Origin of the sequence: Frankia alni ACN14a (assembly GCF_000058485.1) — a bacterium.
Lineage (GTDB): Bacteria > Actinomycetota > Actinomycetes > Frankiales > Frankiaceae > Frankia > Frankia alni.
This window is the reverse complement of record NC_008278.1, coordinates 4,037,681-4,055,107: the sequence shown is the minus strand read 5'-3', so window position 1 is coordinate 4,055,107 and position 17,427 is coordinate 4,037,681. Positions and strand designations below refer to the sequence as shown.

General features: G+C 73.0%; 16 protein-coding genes. 8 read left to right on the top strand and 8 right to left on the bottom strand.

What is annotated here, in order from left to right; translation table 11 throughout:
* Positions 1–101 precede the first annotated feature (101 nt).
* Positions 102–1,097, top strand: a complete 996-nt coding sequence (locus FRAAL_RS16540; RefSeq protein ID WP_011604919.1) for an acyl-CoA desaturase — start codon at positions 102–104, stop codon at positions 1,095–1,097.
* A gap of 12 nt (positions 1,098–1,109) precedes the next feature.
* On the opposite strand, the gene FRAAL_RS16535 is transcribed toward FRAAL_RS16540, so the two are convergent.
* Positions 1,110–1,439 carry an FDXHR family putative zinc-binding protein gene (locus tag FRAAL_RS16535; RefSeq protein WP_011604918.1) on the bottom strand — a complete coding sequence of 110 codons (330 nt, stop codon included), beginning with the start codon at positions 1,437–1,439 and terminating at the stop codon, positions 1,110–1,112.
* A 252-nt stretch (positions 1,440–1,691) separates the two neighbouring features.
* On the opposite strand from FRAAL_RS16535, the gene FRAAL_RS16530 reads away from it, so the two are divergent.
* The gene (locus tag FRAAL_RS16530) at positions 1,692–3,701 is read left to right on the top strand and encodes a DNA polymerase (RefSeq protein WP_011604917.1); all 2,010 of its coding nucleotides are present in this window, start codon (positions 1,692–1,694) and stop codon (positions 3,699–3,701) included.
* Positions 3,702–3,833: 132 nt separating this feature from the next.
* Complete coding sequence (locus FRAAL_RS16525; RefSeq protein ID WP_011604916.1) at positions 3,834–4,640, top strand: class I SAM-dependent methyltransferase; 807 nt, start codon at positions 3,834–3,836, stop codon at positions 4,638–4,640.
* 175 nt (positions 4,641–4,815) lie between these two features.
* Here the strand turns inward: FRAAL_RS16525 and FRAAL_RS16520 are convergent, their stop codons facing one another.
* A complete protein-coding gene (locus tag FRAAL_RS16520; protein WP_041939392.1) occupies positions 4,816–5,565 on the bottom strand; it encodes a phosphotransferase enzyme family protein in 750 nt (249 codons plus the stop codon).
* A gap of 563 nt (positions 5,566–6,128) precedes the next feature.
* Between FRAAL_RS16520 and FRAAL_RS16515 the strand changes: the two genes are divergently transcribed.
* Entirely contained in the window at positions 6,129–6,809 is a 681-nt protein-coding gene (locus FRAAL_RS16515) for an SAM-dependent methyltransferase (protein WP_041940631.1), read from the top strand.
* A gap of 100 nt (positions 6,810–6,909) precedes the next feature.
* On the opposite strand, the gene FRAAL_RS30490 is transcribed toward FRAAL_RS16515, so the two are convergent.
* The 3 genes from FRAAL_RS30490 to FRAAL_RS16500 all read right to left on the bottom strand — a co-directional run bounded on the left by FRAAL_RS30490 (position 6,910) and on the right by FRAAL_RS16500 (position 8,835).
* Entirely contained in the window at positions 6,910–7,434 is a 525-nt protein-coding gene (locus FRAAL_RS30490) for a DUF4262 domain-containing protein (RefSeq protein WP_011604912.1), read from the bottom strand.
* Positions 7,435–7,897: 463 nt separating this feature from the next.
* The gene (msrB, locus tag FRAAL_RS16505) at positions 7,898–8,338 is read right to left on the bottom strand and encodes a peptide-methionine (R)-S-oxide reductase MsrB (RefSeq protein WP_011604911.1); all 441 of its coding nucleotides are present in this window, start codon (positions 8,336–8,338) and stop codon (positions 7,898–7,900) included.
* A gap of 71 nt (positions 8,339–8,409) precedes the next feature.
* Entirely contained in the window at positions 8,410–8,835 is a 426-nt protein-coding gene (locus tag FRAAL_RS16500) for a hypothetical protein (protein ID WP_011604910.1), read from the bottom strand.
* A 96-nt stretch (positions 8,836–8,931) separates the two neighbouring features.
* Here FRAAL_RS16500 and FRAAL_RS16495 point away from each other — a divergent pair, with 96 nt between their 5' ends.
* The gene (locus FRAAL_RS16495; RefSeq protein ID WP_009738606.1) at positions 8,932–9,282 is read left to right on the top strand and encodes an RNA polymerase-binding protein RbpA; all 351 of its coding nucleotides are present in this window, start codon (positions 8,932–8,934) and stop codon (positions 9,280–9,282) included.
* Positions 9,283–9,413: 131 nt separating this feature from the next.
* Here the strand turns inward: FRAAL_RS16495 and FRAAL_RS16490 are convergent, their stop codons facing one another.
* The 3 genes from FRAAL_RS16490 to FRAAL_RS16480 form a co-directional block, all read right to left on the bottom strand.
* Complete coding sequence (locus FRAAL_RS16490) at positions 9,414–10,244, bottom strand: polyprenol monophosphomannose synthase (protein WP_011604908.1); 831 nt, start codon at positions 10,242–10,244, stop codon at positions 9,414–9,416.
* A gap of 32 nt (positions 10,245–10,276) precedes the next feature.
* Positions 10,277–12,145: an apolipoprotein N-acyltransferase gene (gene lnt, locus FRAAL_RS16485; RefSeq protein ID WP_011604907.1), complete on the bottom strand. Its 1,869-nt coding sequence runs from the start codon at positions 12,143–12,145 to the stop codon at positions 10,277–10,279.
* Between the two features lie 193 nt (positions 12,146–12,338).
* A complete protein-coding gene (locus FRAAL_RS16480) occupies positions 12,339–13,940 on the bottom strand; it encodes an amidohydrolase (protein WP_011604906.1) in 1,602 nt (533 codons plus the stop codon).
* A gap of 368 nt (positions 13,941–14,308) precedes the next feature.
* Between FRAAL_RS16480 and FRAAL_RS16475 the strand changes: the two genes are divergently transcribed.
* From FRAAL_RS16475 to FRAAL_RS16465, 3 genes are read left to right on the top strand one after another with little or no spacing between them, the layout of a single operon-like run.
* Complete coding sequence (locus FRAAL_RS16475; RefSeq protein WP_041939391.1) at positions 14,309–15,580, top strand: ABC transporter substrate-binding protein; 1,272 nt, start codon at positions 14,309–14,311, stop codon at positions 15,578–15,580.
* On the top strand, positions 15,580–16,479 hold the full coding sequence (locus tag FRAAL_RS16470) for a carbohydrate ABC transporter permease (protein ID WP_050997389.1): 900 nt from the start codon (positions 15,580–15,582) through the stop codon (positions 16,477–16,479). The genes FRAAL_RS16475 and FRAAL_RS16470 overlap by 1 nt, the downstream gene beginning before the upstream one ends.
* A 38-nt stretch (positions 16,480–16,517) precedes the next feature.
* Complete coding sequence (locus FRAAL_RS16465) at positions 16,518–17,426, top strand: carbohydrate ABC transporter permease (protein WP_306282253.1); 909 nt, start codon at positions 16,518–16,520, stop codon at positions 17,424–17,426.
* Position 17,427: the final 1 nt, after the last annotated feature.

Below are 17,427 nucleotides of genomic sequence, written 5' to 3'. Positions count from 1 at the left end.
GGCGGACCCGAACCGGCTTTCCGGTGGCCAGCACCCGTGACCCGGCTCGGAGAACCGACGAGGGTTGCCGGGTATCCGACGACCCTCGTGAGAGGAAATATGTGTCCTCCGAATCGATCGAATCGACAATCCAGCGTGTCGACGCGGGCCCGCCCGCCCGCCCCGACATCGCCCCCGGCCTGAAGACCCCCCTCGAGCAGATCCTGCTCCTGCTGTTCCTCGTCGTCCCGCTGCTCGCCGTCGCCCTGGCGGTGCCCGTGGCCTGGGGACACGGACTGGGCTGGCACGACGTCGTCATCGCCGCGGTGATGTACCTGGTCTCCGGCTTCGGGATCACCGTGGGCTACCACCGCCTGTTCACCCACGGCTCGTTCAAGGCCAGCCGGCCGCTGCGCATCGGCCTCGCCCTGGCCGGCAGCCTCGCCGTCGAGATGAGCGTCACCGACTGGGTCGCCGCCCACCGCCGCCACCACAAGTACTCCGACTCCGCCGCCGATCCCCATTCACCGTGGCGTTTCGGCCGCAGCGCCGTCGGTGTGACCAGGGGCTTCCTGCACGCCCATGTCGGCTGGCTGTTCAACCGCCACCGCACCTGCCCGAAACGCTTCTGCCCCGATCTGCTCGCCGACCGCGACGTCGCCGCCGTCGCGACCGCGTTCCCCTGGTGCGTCGCCGCCTCGGTCCTGATCCCGCCGATCGCCGGCGGACTGTGGAGCATGTCGTGGGAGGGCGCGCTCACCGCCCTGTTCTGGGGCTCCCTGGTACGCATCGCCCTGCTTCACCACGTCACGTTCTCGATCAACTCGATCTGCCACCTCATCGGCGAACGGCCCTTCACCGCCCGCGACCAGTCGCGCAACGTCTGGTGGCTGGCCGTGCCGTCGCTGGGGGAGTCCTGGCACAACCTGCACCACGCCGACCCCACCAGCGCCCGCCACGGCGTCCTGCCCGGTCAGCTCGACCCGAGCGCTGCGCTCATCCGCTGGTTCGAACGCCTGGGCTGGGCCCACGACGTGCGCTGGCCGACCGCCGAACGTATCGCCGCCCGCCAGGCCCGCCCCGCCGAGCCTGCTCGCCCGGCCGAGCCTGCTCGCTGACGCGGGCGACCGTCAGCCGGCCATCCGAACCTCGCCGCCGGGGGGCCCGGCCGATCCGCCTGGATCACCGTGCCCGCCGGCCCTCTCCCGGGAGCGGTACAGGACGCGGCCCGGCGGCTGCTCGCCCGCGACCAGCCAGTAGCCCCGGTCCTGGCGCAGACCGACCCGTTGCGGGGGCTGGCAGACCCCGTTGACCCGGTGGGCGTCGAAACCGGTCGTGGCCCCCGCGAACGTGGCATGACAGGTCGGGCAGTGCGCCGCGGTCAGCGCCGTCCACCGAGCGTCGCACCCACCGCAGTCGAGCAGGATGGGACGTTCGTACTCGTTGTCCCGCCCCGCCATGAATCCACCCTTCCCCCGTGGTACGCCCATCCCTCGTCGACGGGGATTCTTACCGCTCCACGTTTCCAACGGGGGCATTTCCGCTTTCCCGGCCACCATGCCGGTCCATCTGACCACGGCACCGCCCGCACCGCCCGCACCGCCCGCACCGCCCGCACCGGCCAGGCTCGCCCGCCCGGCAGCGCGGGGCTGCCCGCCAGCCCTCGGCACCGGCCGGCGCGAACTGTCGGACCCGGCGGTCAGAATCGAACGATGACGCCGGCCAGCCCGCCGCACGCGGCCGCGGGACCGCTCGCGGGCCTGTGGTCGGGGGAGTTCGTCCCGCGCCAGCCCCTGGCGCTCGTGGTCCTTCCGACGGTGGGATTCGCGCTGGCCCACCAGCCGCCCGCCGGCCACGGCGGGGATCCACCCGGCGGCACGGATCTGCCTGCACCCGTCACCGTGGTGGTGTCCGCGCCCGAGTCGGCAGAGGCCGCCGGCCTGCTCGCCGAGATCGAGCGCCGCCGCGCCCCGCGCTGGGTGTGGTGGTCGGCGTCGGCGGTGGCGCCGCTGGCCACCCAGGTGCGCCTCGCCGCCTGCTGGGACCTCGCCGCCGTCCACCGGCTGCTGCACGGTGGGCGCCGTGACGACCCGCCCGCCGTGTGGGCCGCCGTCGCCGGGCTGCCGGCACCCCCGCAGGCCCGACCCCCCGGCCCCACCACCAGGGTCGCGCCGGGCCAGCTCGGCCTGTGGGAGGGCACCGGCGAGGACCCCCCCACCCGCCGCGGCCCCGACCCCACCGGCCCCGAGGAGATCAGCGCCGGCCCCGCGGGAGTCGGCATCGGTGGGGGAGTCGGCATCGGTGGGGGAGAGGATGGTCCACTGGCGGGGGACGGCCAGCTCGACGCGGGCTGGCTGCGCCGCGCCGCCGGGCCGGCCGAGGCGCTGCGCCGCGCCGCCGCCCTCGCCGCGCTCGCGCTGCAGGCCCAGCACCGTCAGCTGGCGGCGCTGGGCGACCTGGCCGACCGACGCGCCCGTCCCGGCCGGATCAGCCTCGCCGTGCTGACCGCCCGCGCCGAGTCCGCCGCGGAGCTGCTCGCCCGCGAACTCGAACGCGACGGCCTGCCCGTCGACCGCGCCACCGCCGAGACGCTGCTCGCCGACCTCGTCGGCCCGCCGCCGCGCACCGACGCCGACGAACTCGCCGCCCGCCGCCGCCGCGACGCCCCCGTCCTCGCCCACCTGCGCGGACCCGTCGACCTGCGCAATCCCGCCGCCGTGCGGGCCGCGCTGCGCACGGTCGGCGTCGACGTCCCCGACACCCGCTCGGGCCGCCTCGAACCGCTGCGCGACGCCCACCCCGCCGTCGCCGCGCTCCTGGCCTGGCGGCGCACCGAGCGGATCGCCACGACCTACGGCCACCGCTGGCTCGACACCCACGTCGGCCCGGACGGCCGGCTGCGCGGCGCCTGGCACGGCAGCGACGGCGCCGCCGGGCGGATGACCGCCCAGGCCGGCCTGCACAACCTGCCCGCCGACCTGCGCTGCGCCGTCGTCGCCGAACCGGGCCGGGTGTTCGTCCGCGCCGACCTCGGCCAGATCGAACCCCGGGTACTCGCCGTCGTCTCCGCCGACCCCGCCCTCGCCGCGGCCACCCAGGCCGACGACATGTACGCCCCCGTCGCCGCGCAGCTCGGCCGCGACCGGGCGCACGCCAAGGTCGCCATGCTCGCCGCCATGTACGGCCAGACCACCGGCGCGGCCGGGGAAGCCCTGCGCCGGATGCGCCGGGCCTACCCGACCGCGCTGGCCTATCTCGACGCCGCCGACGCCGCCGGCCGCTCCGGCCGTGACCTGCGCACCTACGGCGGCCGGCTCGTCCGCCTCGCCCCCGCGGCAGGCCCACCCGACCGCGCGGCAGGCCCACCCCGGGGCCTGACCGATCCCGCGCCACCCGACGAGGCCTCCCCGGCCGTCGGCGGGGTCACCGAGCAGGCCCGCGGCCGCTTCGCCCGCAACGCCGTCATCCAGGGCCCCGCCGCCGAACTGTTCAAGGCCTGGGCGGTGACCGTCCGCGCCGAACTGCCCGCCCTCGGCGGCGAGATCGTGCTGTGCCTGCACGACGAACTGCTCCTGCACGTCCCCGCCGCGCACGCCGAGGCCGCCGCCGACCTGCTGCGAACCGCCCTCGCCGCCACGGCCGCCTACTGGGCGACCGCCAGCGGGGTCCGGTTCGTCGCCGAGGTGTCGATCCTGCAACGCTGGTCTGACGCCGCCCACTGAGCTGCCCACCGAGCCTGCCCACCGACCACCGCGGAAAGGTCACACCCCGACCTGGCCCGGGATCTCGCTTCGTCGCAGCAGTGATGGAAATCGACCGGCCCGGCTGCGCGCCCTGTGCCATAACCATCTTCTGTGACAGCGCCGAACCCCCGGGACAGCGTCGAGACCGTCTTCGACCGGCGCGCCGCGACATACAGCAACCACACCTGGCACGTCCGCTACGCCGAGCGGCTCGTCGCGCTCGCCGCCCCCATGGCCGGCATGCGCATCCTGGATGCCGCGACCGGTACCGGGCTCGCCGCGATCGCCGCCGCCCGCGCCACGGGGCCGACCGGACACGTGGTGGGCGTCGACGTCTCCGCGGGCATGCTCACCCGAGCGCGGCAGGCTGTCGACGCGGCGGGACTCCTGACCATCGAGCTGGTCAGGGCGGACGCCACCACTCTGCCCCAGTTCGCAGACGGCTCGTTCGACCTGGTCCTCTGCTCCGCCGGTCTGCTCTACCTGCCGGTCCAGGCGGCGCTGAGGGAATGGCGCCGGCTGCTGAGACCAGGTGGGCAGATCGGCTTCTCGACGATGGCGGCGGGCTTCCCGGTCGCGGCCAGGCTCTTTCGCAACCATGCCCGCCGCCACGGCCTGGCCCTCACCGACCCGGCCAGCGCGCTGGGAACGCAGGCGCGATGCCGTCAGGCGCTGCGGGACGCCGGGTTCACCTCGGCGAAGCAGGTGGGGGAGACCATCCGCTTTTCCTCCCGTGATCTGGAGCACGCCTGGGAGGCCCACACCCGCGGACCGCACCACGACGCGATCGCCACCCTCAGCGCGGAACAGGCGGAAACGTTCCGGCGCGACTACACCGACGCCCTGGCCGATCGGCTCCGCACCGACGCGGACCGCCTCCTCACCGCAGAGGTGATCTACGCCTTCGGGGAGCGGTGAGCACCCCGCAGGAAGCGCGTCGACCCCACAGCATCCGAGCCGATCCCATCAAGATAATCAACGTCGTTGACGTGATTCCACCGTCAAGATCATTCTCCATCAACCTGACAGGAACGCACCCGAGGGTGGGGGATTCTCGTCGCGGCACCCGGCACCCGGCACCCGGCACCTGGCTTCATCGCAGGGCGGCTGCCGATAGGTCGGCTCGGGCGTCCAGGTAGTCGGCGCTGGCAAGCCAGTAGGGGCCGTCCTCGGTCCAGATCCTGGCCCATGGTTGGAGCTGCCGTCGGGCGCCGTCGCGCAGCAGGTCGTACATCGCCCGGGCGCGCCGGCCCAGCATGCTCGCCAACGCCGGCCGGGCCGCCTCCTCCAGGCCGTAGCCGTCGACGAAGGCACGCAGCCGTACAGCCGATTCCGCCTGCGGTCGATCGGCGCGCAGGCCGGCCATGGCCTGGGCAGCGTAGGCGAGATCCCACAACCTGGAACTGGGCGCGGCCCCGTCCCAGTCGATCAGCGTCCAGCCCCGGGCGGACCTGACGAGATTCCACGGCGCGACGTCGTTGTGGCAGACGACGTCCTCCGAGTCTGGCGGGATGATCCTGTTCCACACCGCCCCGGCCGGCGGCACGAAGCCGGCGAGGGCCCGGTGCAGGTCCGCCAGCATCCGTCCGATCGAGACCAGTTCCACAGCCGAGTACGTGCCGGCTGCGGCCCCGACCTCTCCGGGGATGTACTCCACCACCTGACGTCCCTGCCCATCTCGCCCCAGCGGGCGCGGGGCACCGGCGAATCCCACCGCGTGCAGATACTCCAGCAGCGCATCCACCGCGTCCGTCCACGGCCCGACCGGGCGGCGCACGGTCCCACCCACCCGCACCACGCCGATCGTGACATTCCCCGGCAACGGCTCCTCTTCGCTACCCACCCCAGGATCCTCGCGTACACGAGACGGCGGGAGGTGAAAACGAGTCGCTGGCTCGAGCCCGACACCTTCCGACCGATTGCTCTTCATCAAGATAATCAACGATGTTGACGATGCCGGACGATCAAGATCAAAAACACAACATCCACACGCACCTGAGGCGCGGGGGAGCGATCGCATGATCGACATGTGAGTGCTCGACTGCGGCCGCCCTAAGTTGATCAAAATGGATCATGGATCTCGGACGTGGGAAAACTGGCCGGCTGTGCGGGCCGGCGAAGTTCCGGGGCCCAGTGAAGATCCCGTTGCCGAGGCCGCCTGTCGTCCCGGATTTGAAGCGATGCGATCGAGGGGGAGGTCGGCTCGGCTCTACTTGACATAATGTGCATTATCGGCGTGGTTGGTGGGGTAGTGGTTGGTGGGGTTTTTGGCTGCTGGGAGGTCGCTTCCCTGGCTTGTCGGTTTTGCCGGGTCGGCAAGGTTTGTTGGGGTGGCTGGGGGTGGTGGGTGAGGGTGTGCGGGTCGGTGTGTCTCGTTCGGCCGGTTCGCTGTGAAGGGTGGTCGTGATGGTGGAGGCGGGGTTGGGTGCGTCGGGTGGGAGGTCGGCGGCGGAGTTCTGGGATGCGCGGTACGCCGGTGCGCCGCAGATCTGGAGTGGTGAGCCGAATGTGGCGTTGGTGCGGGTGGTGGGTGGGTTGACGCCGGGGCGTGCGTTGGATCTTGGCTGTGGTGAGGGTGGGGATGCGGTGTGGCTGGCGCGGCGTGGGTGGCGGGTGACGGGGGTGGATGTGTCGGCGGTGGCGTTGGGCCGGGCGGCGGCGTCGGCGGCTGCGGCCGGGGTGGACGGGCGGGTGGTGTGGCGGCGGATGGATCTGGGGGTGGTGTTTCCGGTGGGGGTGTTCGAGCTTGTGTCGGCGCAGTTTCTGCATTCGGAGGTGGAGTTGCCGCGGGTGGAGATTCTGCGGGCGGCGGCGGGTGCGGTGGTGGTGGGTGGGATGCTGCTGGTGGCTGGGCATGCGGCGGGCCCTGCGGGTCATGGTGATCATGCGGGTTGTGGTGATTCGGGGCTGGTGTTGCCGTCGGCGGGTGAGGTGCTGGCGTCGTTGGCGTTGGCGGTGGGTGGGTGGGAGGTGGTGGCGTGTGAGGAGTTCGAGCGGTCGGCGCGCTGGCCGGACGGGTCGGTGGGGGTGCGGCGGGACAGTGTGCTCGCGGTGCGCCGGCGGGGGGCTGGCATGGCGGTCGTCTGACTCCCCCGCCGTCTGACTCTCCCGGCGTGGTCTGGGTGGGCACGTGCTCGGCGGCGGTGCGATGGGGACAGGGCGCCGCGGCGGTGCTGGTGGGGTGGTGTCAGGGGTGGGGCCTGTCCCCCGTGGTGCGGTGGGGCGGGTCGGGGGGTGGGCCGGCGAGGGGCTGGTGGGTGGCGTCGCCGGTGCAGCCGGCTTCCCAGGGCAGCCTGCCGGTGGGGTCACTCCAGATGATCTGGAGGGCGGCGACGGGTGGGCCGTCGGGGTGCTGGTAGAGGGCGTTGGCGTGGAGGAGCAGCTCGTCACTGGCGGCGGCGTCGAGGGTGAGCAGGTGGTGGCGTCTGGGGGGTGCGAGGTCGTCGAGGGTGGTGTCGGCTGGCGGGGGGTCGCCGGCGCGGATGCGGGTGGCGAGCTGGTTGAGCAGGGCGGCTGCGTCGTGCGGGTGCAGGCCGGCGATGAGCAGTTCGGGGTGGTGCAGCGCGGTGAGGCCGATGGTGTAGGCGTGGTCGGGTTCGCCGGTGTCGGGTTCGGCGAGGACGGCCTGGACGGCCCAGCCGTGGCGGTGGATGGTGTCGCGGATCCAGGCGGTGTGCCGCCGGTGCCCGTCGAACTGTAGTTCGGTTTCCATGGTGTGCCTCCCCCGGGGTCGGTGGTGGGATGGGGGTGAGGGTAGGCGGGGGCACCGACAGTTTTTCGGGGGTGTGGGTCGTCCCGGTGAGGCTGTAGCCGGGTGGGTGGTTGCGGGGCGCGCGGGCGCTGGCCCGGTTTCCGGTGGGGTCGGGTGGGCCGGGGTGGTGGTTCGTCGATGCGATGCTGGTCGGGTTGGACGTGGAGCTGGCGGGTTCGGGCGCTGGTGCGGTTGCTGGAGATGACTCGGTGGTGAGGTGGTCGCCGAGGGGGTGGGGACGGCGCAGCGGGTGCGCTACCTGGCGGCGGCCGGGGTGCGGTTGGTGCAGGGTTTCTGTCTGGCCGAGCCGGGACCGTCGCCGTTGCCGGCGGTGTGTCTGCGGGGTTGGCGCGGCGCTGAGGGTCGGTGGGTGGGCCGGCCGGTGCGTTGGGGGCACCGGCGGCGACCCGGTCCACGGGGTGGGTCAGTGTGGGTCGAGGTCGAGGGCGAGGCTGTTCATGCAGTAGCGCTGGCCGGTGGGGCCGGGGCCGTCGTCGAAGACGTGGCCGAGGTGTCCCCCGCAGCGGGCGCAGCGGACCTCGGTGCGGACCATGCCGTGGGAGCGGTCTTCGACGAGTTCGACGGCGTCGGCGACGGCGGGTTCGGTGAAGCTGGGCCAGCCGGAGCCGGAGTCGTACTTGGTGTCGGAGGTGAACAGTGCCGCGCCGCAGCCGCCGCAGCGGTAGGTGCCGGTTTCCTTGCTGTAGGTGTAGGCGCCGGTGAAGGGGGGTTCGGTGGCGGCCTGGCGCAGGATGGCGTAGCGCTGGGGGGAGAGTTCGGCGCGCCACTGCTCGTCGGTCTTGACGGTGTCGGCGGGGTTGGGGCCGGTGGGGGTGGTGCCGGTGGCGTGGTCGCTGGTGGTCATGGCGTCACGGGGTCCTCTCTGGGGTGGTTCGGCCGGTGGGCTGGTGCGGCGGGCTGGGCTGGTGGGGTGGGTCACTCCCCTGGTCCGGTGCGGGTCAGGGGGGCCGCGGCGACGACCCCGCCGAGGGCTGCGGTGGCCATGATCGTGCCGATGGCGGGTGGCAGGTGGCCGCGGGCGGTGGAGGTCGCGAAGACGGAAACGTCGGCGGCGTCGGCGATCATTCCGGCCCACAGCCAGGTGGTGGTGTCGCGGCCGGTGGTCATCGCGGCGAGCAGGCCGGCGCCGAGGGCGAGATCGCGGATGCCGGCGAGGCGGGCGACCCAGGCCAGGCGGGTGGCGGTGAGTCGGTCGACGCCGGTGATGCGCAGGGTGTCCACGGCGCGGGTGAGCACGAGGGCGCCGACGGTGGCGCGGGTGATGCCGAGGGTGGCGGTGTGCAGGGTGCGGATGGGGCGGGTGGGGCGTTTCGCTGTGGGGTGGGGACGCTGCGCGTTCATGATTGTGTTACGGGTCCTTCCTCGGCGGGAACGTCTCGGCTGGCCAGAACGTTGTCGAGGGGTAGTTGCACACGTCTCGACGCTCGGAGGAGTTATATGGGCGAGCGCATCCTGCGGGGAAGCCGTCTCGGTGCAGTGTCCTACGAGACTGACCGCAGCACCGAGCTTGCCCCACGGCAGTCGGCGTCCTACGACTGCCCCAACGGCCACCAGTTCACCATGCCTTTCGCGGCTGAGGCGGAGGTGCCGTCGGTGTGGGAGTGCAAGGTCTGCGGTGGGGCGTCGGTGATCGTCGATGGTGAGCGGCCTGAGCCGAAGAAGTCGAAGCCGCCGCGTACGCACTGGGACATGTTGATGGAGCGCCGGACCACCGATGATCTGGAGGAGGTTCTGGCGGAGCGGTTGGCGGTGCTGCGCGGGACCGGTGAGGGTCGGCGTACCGCGTAGCGGGGCTGTTTGGCGGCGGTTGCGGGGTCGGGCACGGGATGTACGTGCCCGACCCTTTGGCATGCCTGAGGTGATGGTTCGGGGGTGATGTGGTGGTTGCGGTGGGTGAGGGGTGAGGGTGTGGGTGGTGGTCAGGCGCCGCGGCTGGTGGTGACGTTGTCGGGGTGGCCGGCGGGGACGTCGGGGTCGGTGGTGGGTTGGCGCGGGGTGGGGTTGGCCGCGAGGTGGGGGGTGCGGGGGGTTGGTCGGCGCCGCCGGGTGGTGGCGGCCCACCAGGCGACGCGCCAGAAGGCTTCGGCGACGATGGCGTTGCTCATCTTGGAGGTGCCGCGTTCGCGTTCGACGAAGGTGATGGGGACTTCGGTGACGCGGTAGCCGGCGCGCCAGGCCTGCCAGGCGAGGTCGACCTGGAAGCAGTAGCCCTGGGAGGAGACGCCGGTCAGGTCGCGGTCGCGTAGGACGTCGGCGCGGTAGGCGCGGTAGCCGGCGGTGGCGTCGCGCAGCGGCATGCCGAGGGCGGCGCGGACGTAGATGTTTCCGCCGCGGGAGAGCAGCAGGCGGGTGCGGGGCCAGTTGCGGACCTCTCCCCCGGGTACCCAGCGGGAGCCGATGACGAGGTCGGCGTGGGCGAGGGCGGCGAGCAGGCGGGGTAGCTGTTCGGGTTGGTGGGAGCCGTCGGCGTCCATTTCGACGATGACGTCGTAGCCGTGGTCGAGGGCCCAGGTGAAGCCGGCGATGTAGGCGGTGCCGAGGCCGGCTTTGCCGTCGCGGTGCAGGACGTGGATGTGGTCGTCGTTGTCGGCGAGTTCGTCGGCGATCTTCCCGGTGCCGTCGGGGCTGGCGTCGTCGATGACGAGCAGGTCGACCGTCGGGTTCGCCGCGCGCAGGCGGCGGGCGGTGTCCGGGAGGTTGTCCCGCTCGTTGTAGGTGGGGACGCAGACGACAACGCGGTGGAGATCCACGCGGTTCCTTTCCTGATCGGGGGCCATATCCGTCAGGCCGGCCCGGCGGGCGTCACCGTGGGTGTCGTCTCGTGGGGTCGTGGTGCCTGCGGGGTGGTGCCGGTGTGGTCCGGGTCGCCGGTGGGGCGGGTTCGGCGGCGGATCACTCCCGCCATCATGGCGCCCAGGCCGAGGGTGAGCAGCACCGCCTCGGGGAGGATTCCGGCACGGTCGGCGAGGGTTCGGCTGGTGCGTCGGGGCAGGGCTGCGGTGAGGATGCCGGGTTCGTAGAGGCCGGTCTTGGCCAGCAGGGTGCCGTCGGGGGCGATGAGGGCGCTTTCGCCGCTGGTGGAGACCTGGACGGTGGCGCGGCCGTGTTCGACGGCGCGCAGCCGGGACATGGCGAGTTGCTGCTGGCTTTCGCCCTTGCGGCCGAAAGAGGCGTTGTTGGTCTGGATGACGAGGATCTGTGCGCCGTGGTCGACGGTGTCGCGGACGAGGTCGTCGTAGGCGACTTCGAAGCAGATGACGTCGCCGATGGTGGTGCCGGCGACGTGCAGGGCGCCTGGGTTGTGGCCGGCGAGGAAGTCGCTGGGCATGTCGTCGGCGAAGCGGCCGATGAGGCGGGTGAGCAGGGCGCGGCCGGGGAGGTATTCGGCGAAGGGCACGGGGTGTTGCTTGACGTACATCTGGCCGGTGAAGCCGTCGGCGGTCCAGATCATGCCGGCGTTGCGGACGTGGCCGGCGCCGGGGCCGTCGAGGACGGCGCCGACGAGCAGGGGGGCGCGGGCGGTGCGGGCGGCGCCGCGCAGGGCGGCGGCGACGGTGGGGTCGCGCTGGGGGTCGAGGTCGGAGGAGTTCTCGGGCCACAGGACGAGGTCGGGGGCGGGGCGGCGGCCGGCGGCGACGTCGGCGGCGAGTTGGCGGGTGCCGGCGACGTGGTTGGCGGTGACCTGGAAGGCGCGGCCGAGGGCGTGGATGCCGCCGTCGGCGGGGACGTTGCCCTGGATGGCGGCGATGGTGAGGGTGCCGTGTTCGGCGGTTGTGGGCAGGGGGACGAGCAGGCCGGCGAGGGTGAGGGCGGTGGCGCCGAGCAGGGGTGGGGCGAGGCGTCGTGGTGCGCTGCGCCGGCGGGTGGTGGTGGTGCGGGTGAGGGTGTGGGCGTGCAGGCAGGCGAGGGCGAGTAGGGCGCCGGTGGTGGCGACGACGGCGGTGAGCAGGGGTGCGCCGCCGAGGGCGGCGAGTCCGGTCAGCGGGCTGGCGGACTGGGTGAAGGCGAGCCGGCCCCAGGGGAAGCCGCCGAAGGGGGCGCGTCCGCGCAGGGCCTCCTGGGCGACCCAGACGGCGCCGGTCCACAGCCAGGGTGCGGGCAGGCGCCAGGCGAGGGTGGTGGCGGGGGCGACGAGGGCGAGGATGGCGGCTTCGGCGACGGCGAGGGCGATCCAGGCGTCGGCGCCGACGAAGGAGACGAAGCGCAGCAGTGGCAGGCAGAACGCGAGGCCGAACAGCAGGCCCAGGGCGTAGGAGGCGCGTAGGCGGCGGCCGCGGACGGTGAGGGTGAGCACGGTGACGGCGACCGGTGCCAGGGGCCAGGCGCCGACCGGTGGGGTGGCGAGGTAGAGCAGGGCGCCGCCGAGCAGGGCGGCCAGGGCCGGTGGGGTGCGTCGGCGCAGGGTGGCGCGCCGGCGGGTGCGGCGGGCGGCCCGGTCCCCCGTGGCCCGGTCCTGCGCGGGCTGCTCTCCCCCGGGCTGGCCGGGTTCGGTGGAGGTTGCGGCGGGTGCGAGGGGTGGGGGGTCGCTCCCCCGTGGCGGCTCGACGCCGGTGCGGGGTTGGGCGGGGACGGTGGCGGGCGGCGTCGGCGTGGCGGCGGTGTCGCCGGCCGCCTGGGCCGTGGGGCTGGGGGTGGCCGGCGTGGGGGTCACCCGACCAGTTTCTGTCACGCGGGCCGCGCTGACCACGCCGCCCCTGACCCGAAGGGGGCGCGACGTGTGGTGACGATGTGGCCTCGCGGTGCGGTGGGGGTGCGCCGGTGGGCCGCTGCGGGGCGGGCGGCGGTGGTTCACCCCTCGACGATATCGAACATGTGTGCGACTATGGGGATGGTTTCGCGGTGGGTCAGCGCGGGGCGTCGTGCAGGATGCGGCCGCGCAGCACGGTGCGCCGGCAGTGGGGGGTGGGGCCGGTGAGGTCGGGCAGGCCGGCGACGGCACCGCGGGGGTCGGTGGACCAGGCGGCGATGCGGGTGTCGGGGGCCTGGACGACGAGGTCGCCGTGGTGGTCCCAGACGGCGTAGGTGGCGGGGTGGCCGGGGGCGAGGATGCCGTGGCCGTCGGCGTCGGCGCGGGCGGCGCGCCAGCCGCCGCGGCTGGCGGCGGTGAAGGCGGCGCGGGCGGAGATGCGGGCGGTGGGGGTGTGGTGGTGTGCGGCGGCGCGGATGGCGCCCCAGGGGTCCAGGGGGGTGACGGGGGCGTCGGAGGAGAAGGCCAGGGTGATGCCGGCGCGGGTCATGGCGGCGTAGGGGTTCATGGTGGCGGCGCGGGTGGGGCCGAGGCGGGTGGCGTACATGCCGTGTTTGCCGCCCCAGCGGGCGTCGAAGGCGGGTTGGGCGCTGACGATGAGGCCGAGGGCGGCCAGGCGTGGGAGGTGGTCGGTGGTGGTCATCTCGGCGTGTTCGAGGCGGTGGCGGGCGGCGGCGAGGCGGGCGAGGCCGATCTTGGCGGCGGCGGCTTCGAGGCCGGTGAGCACGGTGGTGATGGCGGCGTCGCCGATGGCGTGGAAACCGGTCTGCAGGCCGACGTCGGTGGCGTCGCAGACGGCGTCGCGGATGGCGTCGGCGTCGAGGTGCAGGGTGCCGTGGGTGTGGGGGTGGTCGGCGTAGGGGGTGTGCAGGGCGGCGGTGTGGGAGCCCAGGGATCCGTCGACGAAGGCGTCGCCGCCCCAGGCGGCGCCGAGTTCGACGGCGGTGGGCAGGTCGCCGGCCCAGTAGCCGACGATGTCGGGTCCGGTGACGGTGCGGGCGTGGGCGAGCAGGCCGGCGAGGTCGTCGGCGGAGGAGACGTCGGGTCCGGCCATCTCGTGCAGGGCGGCGATGCCGAGGGCGGCGGCGTGGGTGCGGGTGGTCTGCCAGGCGTGGCGGCGTTGGCTGGGGGTCAGGGTGGTGTCGGCGGTGCGGCGGGCGGCGTGGTGGGCGGGGCCGGTGACGAGGCCGTCGGGGTGCCAGCCGGGGTGGGTGGCGGCGTCGGCGGCGGCGGCCAGGGCGGTGGAGATCACGGCGGTGTGTCCGTCGACGCGGGCGAGGTAGACGGTGGCGCCGCCGGTGGCGCGGTCGAGTTCGCCGGCGGTGGGGGGTGTGGGGTCGGCCCAGGTGGTCTCGTCCCAGCCGGTGCCGAAGACGGTGGTGTGCCGGTGGTGGCGGGCGTGGGCGGCCAGGGCGTCGAGGGCGGCGGTGCGGGTGGGGGTGGCGGTGAGGTCGAGGCCGGTCAGGGCGAGGCCGGTGGCGGTGGTGTGGATGTGGGCGTCGACGAAGGCGGGGGTGATCAGTGCGCCGTGCAGGTCGATGACGGTGTCGGCGTCGAGGGTGGCGGCGGTGTCGTCGGAGCCGATCCAGGCGATGGTGGCGTGGTCGGTGAGCATGGCGGTGGCGGTGGGGCTGGTGGGGGTGTGGATGTGGCCGCCCCGGTAGAGCACGGTGCGGCGGGGGGTGTGGGGGCCGGTCACGCTGGTGAGTCTGCCCGGTGGTCGGGTCGGCTGGTCGCCGGGGCGGTGTGGGGGTGGTCGGCTGTGGGGTGGGCGGTCGGGGGCGTGTCGGGGTGGCGGGTTGGGCGGGGTGTGAGGGGTGTGAGGGGTGGGACGCGGTGGGTGTGTTCGGTTTTCTTGGTGGCCGGGTTGGTGCGTATTGCTGTCATAGGGGTTTTACGGTGCGTGAGATGGGGCACGGCAGCTGCGCCGTGGGTGGTCGGGTGTGGCGGGATGAGTGGTGGTCGCCTCGTCGCGGGGCGGGGTGTGGACTTCCGCATGTTCGCCAGAAGGCCGGAAGGGAGGTCGGGCCGGTGCCGAGGGTCGCGAGCCGGGGTGGGTGTCGGGCGGTGCGACGCTGCGTGGTGCGGGGCCGGGTCGGGCTGGTGGTGGCGGTGTGTGCGGTGGTGGCGTTGGTGGGGTGTGGGGCGTCGGGTTCGGCGCGGGGGCCGGTGACGGTGCGCTGGTATGTGTACAACGAGTCGTCGGGGTCGTTCGCGAAGGCGGCGGCGGACTGTTCGGCCGGGTCGCGCGGCGCCTACCGGGTCGCGATCAGTGTGTTGCCCAACGATGCCGACGGGCAGCGGGAGCAGCTGGTGCGCCGGCTGGCGGCGCAGGACTCCTCGATGGATGTTCTGGCGTTGGACGTGACGTGGACGGCGGAGTTCGCCGAGGCGGGGTGGATCGTGCCGTTCGACGCGGCGTCGGCGCGGGCGATCACGGCGGGGACGCTGCCGGTGGCGGTGCGCACGGGCAGCTGGCGGGGGCGGTTGTATGCGGCGCCGTTGAACACCAATGCGCAGTTGTTGTGGTATCGCAAGGATCTGGTGGCGCGGCCGCCGGCGACGTGGGCGCAGATGCTGGCGCAGGCGAAGGCGTTGGCGGCGGCGGGAAAGCCGCATCTGGTGGAGGTGCAGGGCGCCCAGTACGAGGGGTACACGGTGTTGTTCAACTCGCTGGTGGCCTCGGCGGGTGGGTCGGTTCTGTCGGCGGACGGGACGCGGGTGGCGTTGGGTGAGCCGGCGCGGCGTGCGGTGGAGGCGATTGCGGCGTTGGCGCATTCGGGGGCGGCGGATCCGTCGTGGTCGAACCAGCGGGAGGACGACAACCGGTTGGCGTTCGAGACGGGGTCGGCGGCGTTCCAGTTGAACTATCCGTTCGTCTATCCGTCGGCGCGGGCGAACGCGCCGGATCTGGTGGGTCGGATCGGGTGGGCGCAGTGGCCGAGTCTGGTGGCCGGTCAGCCGTCGCACACGACGGTGGGGGGTTACAACCTGGCGGTGTCGTCGTACAGCCGGCATCCGGGTCAGGCGCGGGCGGCGATCGGGTGCCTGCGGGGTCGGGCGAACCAGATCCGTACGGCGGTCGACGGGGGGTTGGCGCCGACGTTGGAGGCGTTGTATTCGGATCGGGCGTTCGTCGAGGGGGGGTATCCGTTCGCGGCGGCGATCTACGCGGCGTTGCGCAACGCCAGTGTGCGGCCGCAGACGCCGGCGTATCAGAGCGTGTCGTTGCAGATCGCCGACCGGTTGTCCCCGCCGCGTTCGGTGTCGGTGTCGGCGCTGGGCGGGTTGCGGGGGGCGATCGAGGATGCGTTGGAGTCGAAGGGGTTGGTGCCGTGATGGCCGGTCGGGTGGGGCTCACGGCGCAGCAGCGGGCGCAGCGGCGGCTGGGGTGGCTGCTGTGTGCGCCTGCGGTGGTGGTGATCGTGGCGGCGGCGGGCTATCCGATCGGCTATGCGGTCTATCTGTCGTTGCGGCGCTATGACCTGCGTTTCCCGGCGCAGTCGTCGTTCGTGGGGCTGGGGAACTACGCCACGGTGCTGGGGTCGTCGCTGTGGTGGAAGGCGCTGGCGGTCACGGTGGTGATCACGGTGGTGTCGGTGGCGGTCGAGTTCGTGCTGGGGATGGCGTTGGCGTTGGTGATGCATCGGGCGGTGGTGGGTCGGGGGTTGGTGCGTACGGTGATCCTGATTCCGTACGGGATCGTGACGGTGGTCGCGGCGTTCGGCTGGCAGTACGCCTGGACGCCGGGGACGGGGTATCTGTCGGGGTTGTTCGGGGATGCGGCGCCGTTGACGTCGCAGACGTGGGGCATCGCGGTGATCATCGTTGCGGAGGTGTGGAAGACGACGCCGTTCATGGCGTTGTTGCTGCTGGCGGGGTTGGCGTTGGTGCCCGAGGAGTTGCTGCGGGCGGCGCGGGTGGACGGGGCGGGGCCGTGGGCGCGGTTCGTCCGGGTGATGGTGCCGTTGATGAAGCCGGCGATTCTGGTGGCGTTGCTGTTCCGGGTTCTGGACGCCTTCCGGATCTTCGACAACATCTACGTGCTGACGGGCGGGTCGTATGACACCCGGTCGGTGTCGATTCTCGGGTACGACAACCTGTTCACGGCGCTGAATCTGGGGGTCGGGTCGTCGTTGAGCGTGCTGATCTTTCTGGTGGTGGCGCTGGTGGCGTTCGTGTTCGTGAAGGGGTTCGGGACCGCCGCGCCCGGCGGGGAGCAGGAGGCGGGCCGGTGACGACCGTGGCGGGTGACGGGGCCGGCGCAGCGGGCGGGATGGCGTCCGAGGGGGCGGCCGGTGTGCGGGGGCGTTTCGGTGTGCGGGGGCGTCGGGGTGGTCGGGGGCGTGGCGGTGGTGGGCGGCGGGGGTCGGTGGTGTCGGGGTGGGTGGCGGTGAACACGGTGATCGTGGTGGTGTCGCTGGTGCCCTTGGCGTGGCTGGTGTCGTTGTCGTTCAAGACGCCGGCGTCGGTCGGGGACGGGCGTTTCGTGCCGCGGCACTGGACGTGGGAGAACTACCGGGGGATTTTTGACGCGTCGCTGTTCACCCGGGCGTTGGTGAACTCGGTGGGGATCGCGTTGATCTCGACGGTGCTGGCGGTGGTGGTGGGGGCGATGGCGGCCTATGCGGTGGCGCGGCTGGTGTTTCCGGGGCGGCGGCTGCTGGTGGGCCTGGCGTTGCTGATCGCGATGTTTCCGCAGATCTCGCTGGTCAGTCCGCTGTTCAACCTGTGGCGTCAGATCGGCATCTTCGATACGTGGATCGGGTTGATCGTGCCGTATCTGACGTTTTCGCTGCCGCTGGCGATCTACACGTTGTCGGCGTTCTTCCGGGAGATTCCGCGGGATCTGGAGCGGGCGGCGGCGGTGGACGGGGCGTCGCCGTGGCAGGCGTTCACGCGGGTGATCGTGCCGCTGGCGGCGCCGGGGCTGGTGACGACGGCGATTCTGGTGTTCATCTTCTGTTGGAACGACTTCCTGTTCGCGATCTCGTTGACGTCGACGGAGTCGTCGCGGACGGTGCCGGCGGCGATCGCGTTCTTCACCGGGGCGTCGCAGTTCACCCAGCCGATCGGGTCGATCGCGGCGGCGGCGGTGGTGATCACGATTCCGATCATCGTGTTCGTGCTGGTGTTCCAGCGTCGGATCGTCGCCGGGCTGACGTCCGGTGCGGTGAAGGGATAGG

What these genes read in the sequence shown, in the direction of transcription:
- FRAAL_RS16535 (WP_011604918.1), bottom strand. Translation starts at nt 1,439, where the DNA reads ATGGCGGGGCGGGACAACGAGTACGAACGTCCCATCCTGCTCGACTGC.
- FRAAL_RS16530 (WP_011604917.1), top strand. Translation starts at nt 1,692, where the DNA reads ATGACGCCGGCCAGCCCGCCGCACGCGGCCGCGGGACCGCTCGCGGGC.
- FRAAL_RS16515 (WP_041940631.1), top strand. Translation starts at nt 6,129, where the DNA reads ATGGTGGAGGCGGGGTTGGGTGCGTCGGGTGGGAGGTCGGCGGCGGAG.
- FRAAL_RS30490 (WP_011604912.1), bottom strand. Translation starts at nt 7,434, where the DNA reads ATGGAAACCGAACTACAGTTCGACGGGCACCGGCGGCACACCGCCTGG.
- msrB (WP_011604911.1), bottom strand. Translation starts at nt 8,338, where the DNA reads ATGACCACCAGCGACCACGCCACCGGCACCACCCCCACCGGCCCCAAC.
- FRAAL_RS16500 (WP_011604910.1), bottom strand. Translation starts at nt 8,835, where the DNA reads ATGAACGCGCAGCGTCCCCACCCCACAGCGAAACGCCCCACCCGCCCC.
- FRAAL_RS16495 (WP_009738606.1), top strand. Translation starts at nt 8,932, where the DNA reads ATGGGCGAGCGCATCCTGCGGGGAAGCCGTCTCGGTGCAGTGTCCTAC.
- FRAAL_RS16470 (WP_050997389.1), top strand. Translation starts at nt 15,580, where the DNA reads ATGGCCGGTCGGGTGGGGCTCACGGCGCAGCAGCGGGCGCAGCGGCGG.
- FRAAL_RS16465 (WP_306282253.1), top strand. Translation starts at nt 16,518, where the DNA reads ATGGCGTCCGAGGGGGCGGCCGGTGTGCGGGGGCGTTTCGGTGTGCGG.